This is a genomic window from Meridianimarinicoccus zhengii (genome assembly GCF_003254465.1).
In the GTDB taxonomy this organism is placed as follows: Bacteria; Pseudomonadota; Alphaproteobacteria; order Rhodobacterales; family Rhodobacteraceae; genus Meridianimarinicoccus; species Meridianimarinicoccus zhengii.
In genome coordinates this window covers 1-776 of the sequence record NZ_QDFI01000196.1, presented here as the reverse complement: position 1 = coordinate 776, position 776 = coordinate 1, and the positions used below count along the sequence as shown (strand labels likewise).

Genomic DNA, 776 nt, shown 5'->3' with positions numbered 1-776 from the left:
CGCGCTGGCGGCGGCCGCCGTCGCGGCACTGTGCCTCGCCATCGCGGCACCGGGGCTCTTGCGCGCAAGCGGCGGGGCACCGCCGCGGCTGGCCCTGCCGCGCGGCATTGTGCTGCTGTTGTCGGCGCTGACGGCGGCGGCCTTCCTCGTCGAAGGTGCGATCCTCGACTGGGGTGCGCTTCTGATGGTCGAACGCGGGCTTCAGGATCCGGTGCGGGCGGGGCTCGGCTTCATGTTCCTGTCGGGGGCGATGGCGGCGGGGCGGCTGTCGGGCGACCGGCTCGTGGCCGCCATCGGCCCGTTGGCCACGCTGTGCGGCGGCGGGTTCGTCGTCGCGGCGGGGCTTGTCGTGATGCTCTGGGCACCGACGGCGGCGATCGCCATGGGCGGCTTCACCCTTGTGGGGCTGGGCGCGGCCAATCTCGTGCCGGTTCTGTTCAGCGCCGCTGGCCGCCAGACGGGGATGGACCCCGGCCTTGCCATCGCGGCGGTCACGACGACGGGCTATGCCGGCGTTCTGCTCGGCCCTGCCGCCATCGGCGCCGTGGCCCATGGCACGAGCCTCGTCGCCGCCTTCTGGGGGTTGGTCGTGATGATGGCGGCGTTTCCGTTCTTCGCGGCTGTGGCAACACGCCGCCCGTGACGCAGGCACCCGCGGCTTCGACCGCTTGAACCTGCGCCAGCGGACCGGCCGGGCATCATGGCGCTGGCGCCCTAGGCCGTGTCTGCATTCATCTGAGCCAGTCGAGGGCGGAGACGAGGAAGACGAAGCCCAT

General features: G+C 72.7%; 1 pseudogene. It reads left to right on the top strand.

The annotated features are described in order from the left end of the window. A pseudogene (locus DDE13_RS22585) lies at positions 1–643 on the top strand (MFS transporter); the annotation flags it as partial. Positions 644–776 lie beyond the last annotated feature (133 nt).